This window comes from Streptomyces bohaiensis (assembly GCF_012033785.1).
GTDB classification, from domain to species: Bacteria; Actinomycetota; Actinomycetes; order Streptomycetales; family Streptomycetaceae; genus Streptomyces; species Streptomyces bohaiensis.
In genome coordinates, this window is record NZ_JAAVJC010000213.1 from 1,965 (window position 1) to 7,942 (window position 5,978).

Genomic DNA, 5,978 nt, shown 5'->3' on the forward strand with positions numbered 1-5,978 from the left:
CTCCATTCCGCTGGCGATGGAGCGGATGCTCGCCACCGGTCAGGCCAAGAGCGGCGACATCGCGCTGCTCATCGGCTTCGGGGCGGGTCTCGTGTGCGCGGCGTCAGACGGTGCGGAAGGCGAGCACCACGTTGTGGCCGCCGAAGCCGAACGAGTTGTTCAGCGCGGTCAGCCGACCCTCGGCGGGCAGAGCGCGCGGCTCACCGCGCACGACGTCCGCGTCCACCTCGGGGTCGAGTTCGTCGACGTTGAGGGTGGGCGGGGCGGTGCGGTGGTGCAGCGCGAGGACGGTGGCGACCGTCTCGATACCGCCCGCACCCCCGAGCAGGTGACCGGTCATCGACTTGGTGGCGGAGACCGCCACGTGGTCGACGTGGTCGCCCAGGACCTTGCGCAGGGCCTTCACCTCGGCGACGTCGCCCTGCGGTGTGGACGTGGCGTGCGCGTTGAGGTGCACGACCTCGGAGAGGTCGATGTCGGTGGCGTCGAGCAGGTTCTGCAGCGCCGCCGAGATGCCCCGGCCGGTGGGCTCCGGCTGGGCGATGTGGTGGCTGTCCGCGGACAGTCCCTGGCCCACGAGTTCGCAGTAGACCCGGGCGCCGCGGCGCTCGGCGTGCTCCGCGGACTCCAGGACCACGACGCCGGCGCCCTCGCCGAGCACGAAACCGGAACGGCCCGTGTCGTAGGGGCGCGAGGCGCCCTCGGGGTTCTCGTTGTCCTTGGACATCGCCATCATGTTGGAGAACGCGGCGATCGGCAGCGGGTGCACGCACGCCTCCGTCCCGCCGGTGACGACGATGTCCGCCCGGCCGCTGCGGATCATCTCCGCGGCGTAGCCGATGGCCTCGGCGCCGGAGGCGCAGGCGGAGACCGGGGTGTGCACCCCGGCCCGGGCGCCGACCTCCAGGCCGACGTTGGCCGCCGGGCTGTTGGGCATGAGCATCGGAACGGTGTGCGGCGAGACACGCCGCGCACCCTTCTCCAGCAGCACGTCGTACTGGTCCAGCAGGGTGGTCACGCCGCCGATGCCGGAGGCGATGACCGTACCCAGCCGGTCGGGGTCCACCGTGCCCCCGACCTCACCGGCGGGACCGGTGAGGCCGGCGTCCGCCCAGGCCTCGCGGGCTGCGATCAGCGCGAACTGCGCCGATCGGTCCAGCCGCCTGGCGAGCGGCCGGGGAAGCACCTCGCCCGGCTCGACCGCGATGGACGCGGCGATCCGTACGGGCAGTTCGGCGGCCCACTCCTGCTCCAGGGGGCGCACACCCGACCGCCCAGCCATCAGGCCGTCCCAGGTCGATGCGCTGTCGCCGCCCAGGGGCGTGGTGGCGCCGATACCGGTGACGACCACCGTTCGATTGGTAGCGTTCACGGGATTGTCTGCTCCGCTTGTCGAGGGTGGTGGAACTCCGCCACCCCGAGAGGGGTGGCGGCGGGCACGTGACGCGGGCGGCCGGGAGCCGTCCGCAGCGGACCGGGTGGGTCAGCTCTGGTGCTCCAGGATGTAGTTGGTGGCGTCACCGACGGTCTTCAGGCCCTTGACGTCGTCGTCCGGGATCTTGACGTCGAAGCGCTCCTCGGCGGCGACGACGACCTCGACCATGGACAGCGAGTCGACGTCCAGGTCGTCGGTGAACGACTTGTCCTCGGCGACGTCCTCGGTGGGGATGCCGGCGATCTCGTTCACGATCTCGGCGAGACCGGAGATGATCTCTTCCTTCGTGGCAGCCATGTGCGCCGCTCCTTCGATCTCTGTGTGCCGCGGCGAACCGCGGGGATGTGACGGACGATCCGGCGGGATGCCGGTCCGTCGGGGGATATGTCCTAGGGGAGGGTAACGACTGTCGCCGCGTACACGAGACCCGCCCCGAAGCCGATGAGCAGCGCGATGTCGCCGCTCTTGGCCTGACCGGTGGCGAGCATCCGCTCCATCGCCAGCGGAATGGAGGCGGCCGAGGTGTTCCCCGTCGTCTCCACGTCCCGCGCGATGGCGACGTGCTCGGGCAGCTTGAGCGTCTTGGCCAGCGAGTCGATGATCCGCATGTTGGCCTGGTGCGGGATGAAGGCGTCCAGCTCGGCCGCGGTGATCCCCGCCGCCTCCAGCGCCTGCTCCGCGACCTTCGCCATCTCGAAGACCGCCCAGCGGAAGACCGTCTGGCCCTCCTGGCGCAGCGCCGGGAAGCGGGCGACCTCGCCGTCACGGTACGCGGTCCACGGCGTGGTCTGCTCGATCACGTCCGCCTTGTCGCCCTCGGAGCCCCACACCGTGGGGCCCATCGCCGGGACGTCGGACGGGCCGACGACGACGGCGCCCGCTCCGTCGGCGAAGAGGAACGCCGTCGAGCGGTCCTCCCGGTCGGTCAGCTCCGAGAGCCGCTCCACGCCGATGACGACGACGTACTCCGCGCTGCCCTCGACGACCATGCCCTTCGCCACGGCCAGGCCGTAGCCGAAGCCCGCGCAGGCGGCGGAGATGTCGAAGGCCGCGGCCTTCCCGGTGCCGAGCCGGTAGGCGATCTCGGTCGCCACCGACGGGGTCTGCATGAAGTGGGACACCGTGGAGACGACGACGGCGCCGACCTGCTCCGGACCGATGCCGGCCGCCGCGAGGGCCTTGCCCGCGGCCGCCAGCGACATCTCGGCGACCGTCTCCTCGTCGTTGGCCCAGTGGCGGGTCACGATGCCGGAGCGGGAGCGGATCCACTCGTCCGAGGAGTCGATGTGCTCCAGGATCTCCTCGTTGGGGACGACCCGCTGCGGGCGGTAGCCGCCGACGCCGAGCACCCTCGCGTACGGGGCACCCTTGCTCGGCCTGAGAGACGCTGCCATCGGTTGAGGGCTCCTGTTCGGCTTAGTGCTCGCTCGCGGAGAACTCCGCGACGAGTTCACGGGCTGCGGGGAGTTCGTCGGGTGTCTTGACCGCCAGGTTCCGCACACCCTTCAGGGCGCGCTTGGAGAGCCCGGCGAGCGTCCCGCCCGGGCAGACCTCGATCAGCGCCGTGACGCCCTCGGCCCGGAAGGTCTCCATGCACAGGTCCCAGCGGACCGGGTTCGACACCTGGGTGACGAGGCGGGTGAGGACGTCCTTGCCCTCGACCACCACCGCGCCGTCAGCGTTGGAGACGTAGCGCACCACCGGGTCGCCCGGGGTGAGGCCGAGCACGGCGTCCTCCATCTCCGCCACCGCCGGCGCCATGTGGGCGGTGTGGAACGCGCCGGCGACCTTCAGCGGCATCACGCGGGCCTTCTCCGGCTTGTCCGCGGCGAGCGCGGCCAACTGCTCGGTGGTGCCCGCCGCGACGACCTGCCCGGCGCCGTTGACGTTCGCCGGGGTCAGGCCCAGCTCCGCGAGCTTCGCGGCGACCTGCTCCGGGTCGCCGCCCAGCACCGCGGACATGCCGGTGTCGGTGACCGCCGCGGCCTCCGCCATCGCCAGCCCGCGCCGCCGCACCAGCACCAGCGCCTCCTCGGGCGACAGCACGCCCGCGAAGACGGCGGCGGCGAGCTCGCCGACGCTGTGGCCCGCCACCAGGGCGGGCGCGGGGCCGGCCGCCGGCAGCGCGCCGAGCACGGCCTCCGCCGACAGCAGCGACGCCGCCACCAGCAGCGGCTGCGCCACCGCGGTGTCACGGATCGCGTCGGCGTCGGCCTCGGTGCCGTAGTGCACCAGGTCGAGGTCGATCGCGTCGGACCACCCGCGCAGCCGGTCGGCTGCGCCGGGCAGTTCGAGCCAGGGGGTCAGGAAGCCAGGCGTCTGGGCGCCTTGGCCGGGAGCGACGAGAACGAGCACTCTCACACTCTCTCGCGGCAGCGGTGCCCGACGCGGGTGGGGACCGTCACCAAGAACCACGGGGCAAATTGTCACCCTCCGACAAACGGTCTGCTCAGCGCGCGGATCCCGCCTCGCCCGCGCTCAGCCGTCCCAGCATCAGGGCGACACGAAGCGTGAACGCGGAACGCACGTCCGAGGGCGACCACCCGGTGACGTCGGTCACCCGTCGCAGCCGGTACCGGACGGTGTTGGGGTGCACGAACAGCATCCGTGCCGCCCCCTCCAGGCTGTTGGCCTGCTCCAGATAGACGCTGAGTGTCTCCAGCAGGGCGGAGCCCGCCCGCTCCAGCGGTCTGTAGATCTCCTCCACCAGCAGCCCCCTGGCGGTGGCGTCCCCGGCCATCGCCCGCTCCGGCAGCAGGTCGTCCGCGGCCACCGGCCGCGGGGCGTCGGGCCACGCCGCGCAGGCACGCAGCCCGGCGGTCGCGGCCTGGGCGGAACGGGTCGCCGCCTGGAGGTCCTCCACCAGCGGTCCCGCCACGACCGGTCCGGCGGCGAACGGGGCGATCAGCGACTTCGCGGCCCGCAGCGGATCGTCGGTCCCCCCGACGATCACCACCAGCCGCTTGCCGAGCACCCCCGTCAGCACCTGCATCTTCGCGTACCGGGCGGCGCGGCGGATCGCCTCCACCGTCAGCTCGTTGTCCGCGTCGGGCGCCGACCCGACCACCACGGTCACCCGTTCCGGGGAGTCCCAGCCGAGGGCGGCGGCGCGGGAGACGTCCCCCTCGTCGGCCTCGCCGGAGACGACGGCGTTGACGACCAGCGACTCCAGCCGGGCGTCCCACGCACCCCGGGCCTCGGCCGCCTGCGCGTACACCTGAGCGGTGGCGAACGCGATCTCCCGCGCGTAGACGAGCAGCGCACCCCGCAGGGCGTCCTCGCCGCCGGGGGCGGCGATCTCGTCCACCGCGGTCTCCACCACCTCGATGGTGGTGCGGACCATCTCCACCGTCTGCCGCAGCGTGACCGCCCGCGTCAGCTCCCGCGGCGCGGTGCCGAAGACGTCGGTGGAGATGGCCTGCGGTGCGCCGGGGTGGCGGAACCACTCGGTGAACGCGGCGATCCCCGCCTGGGCCACCAACCCGATCCAGGACCGGTTCTCCGGCGGCATCACGCGGTACCACGACAGGTTCTCGTCCATCCGCGCGATGGCGGCGGCCGCGAGCTTGCCGGCCGAACGCTCCAGGTTGCGGACGGTGGCGGCGTGCACCGGGCCCACGGGGCCCCGGGCCCCCGGCACGTTCCCGGCCGCGCGGCTCACCCGCGGCGCGCGCGGGTCGGCTGTGGCGTTGTTCTCCTGCTCAGGTGTGTCGGACACGGTCCCAGCCTGCCTCATCCGCGCCGTCGGGCCACCCCCAGGGGTCCGCCCCGGCCACCGGCGGCGGCGCGCCCCGGCGCCGCTCGGGGCTGCGCCGGCCCCCGGCCGCCCCGCCGCGCCGCTACCGTGGGCGCATGGACGCCGCCGCGACCCCCGGGGTCGACATCCGACGTGCCGCCGCCCGGTACCGCGGCGGGGACGCGGCCGCCGGCATCGAGACCCGGCACGCCTTCTCGTTCTCCGGCTTCTACGACCCCGACAACCTGCGGTTCGGGCCGCTGACCGCCTGCAACGAGGAACTCCTCGCGCCGGGCGCCGGGTACGCCGAGCACGCCCACCGCGACCTGGAGATCGTCACCTGGGTCGTCGAGGGCGAGCTCACCCACCGCGACAGCGCCGGGAACGCGACGATGGTGCGCCCCGGCGACCTCCAGCGCCTCACCACCGGCGCGCTCGCCCACCATGTGGAGCGCAACGACGGCGACGCGCCGCTGCGATTCCTCCAGATGTGGCTGGTGCCCGACACCCCGGGCGGCGACACCGAGTACACCGTGGTGCGCGCCCTGGCTGCCGGCGTCGACCACCGGCTCCCGCGCACCGACGCCACGCTGCGGGTGGCGCGGCCGGAGCCGGGGGAGGAGGTGCCCTTCCCCGATGCGCCGCTGGCGGAGCTCCATGTGGTGCGCGGCGCGGCACACCTCGGTGCGGACCGGTTGGCGCCCGGCGACGAGGTCCGGATCGCCGCGCCCCCGGACCGCCGTCCGCCGCTGACGGGTGCGGCGCCCGGCACGGAGCTGCTGCTCTGGGGGTTGCGCCCCGCGGCGC

6 protein-coding genes and 1 pseudogene are annotated in these 5,978 nt (G+C 73.6%); 2 read left to right on the forward strand and 5 right to left on the reverse strand.

The features are described from left to right. A pseudogene (locus tag HCN52_RS18785) lies at positions 1–106 on the forward strand (3-oxoacyl-[acyl-carrier-protein] synthase III C-terminal domain-containing protein); the annotation flags it as partial. Here HCN52_RS18785 and HCN52_RS18790 read toward each other — a convergent pair. From HCN52_RS18790 to HCN52_RS18810, 5 genes are all read right to left on the reverse strand, one after another. After that, positions 104–1,372, reverse strand: coding sequence for a beta-ketoacyl-[acyl-carrier-protein] synthase family protein (locus tag HCN52_RS18790; RefSeq protein ID WP_168089626.1), 1,269 nt, complete (start codon positions 1,370–1,372; stop codon positions 104–106). The pseudogene HCN52_RS18785 and the gene HCN52_RS18790 sit on opposite strands and share 3 nt — an antisense overlap. Before the next feature lie 111 nt (positions 1,373–1,483). Continuing rightward, complete coding sequence (locus tag HCN52_RS18795; RefSeq protein ID WP_168089627.1) at positions 1,484–1,732, reverse strand: acyl carrier protein; 249 nt, start codon at positions 1,730–1,732, stop codon at positions 1,484–1,486. A gap of 92 nt (positions 1,733–1,824) precedes the next feature. Continuing rightward, positions 1,825–2,829 carry a ketoacyl-ACP synthase III gene (locus HCN52_RS18800; protein ID WP_168089628.1) on the reverse strand — a complete coding sequence of 335 codons (1,005 nt, stop codon included), beginning with the start codon at positions 2,827–2,829 and terminating at the stop codon, positions 1,825–1,827. Between the two features lie 22 nt (positions 2,830–2,851). Further along, entirely contained in the window at positions 2,852–3,790 is a 939-nt protein-coding gene (locus HCN52_RS18805) for an ACP S-malonyltransferase (protein WP_168089629.1), read from the reverse strand. 94 nt (positions 3,791–3,884) lie between these two features. Then, positions 3,885–5,075 carry a PucR family transcriptional regulator gene (locus HCN52_RS18810; protein ID WP_312876775.1) on the reverse strand — a complete coding sequence of 397 codons (1,191 nt, stop codon included), beginning with the start codon at positions 5,073–5,075 and terminating at the stop codon, positions 3,885–3,887. 212 nt (positions 5,076–5,287) lie between these two features. On the opposite strand from HCN52_RS18810, the gene HCN52_RS18815 reads away from it, so the two are divergent. Further along, a partial coding sequence (locus tag HCN52_RS18815; protein WP_168089631.1) for a pirin family protein occupies positions 5,288–5,978 on the forward strand: 691 nt, incomplete at its 3' end.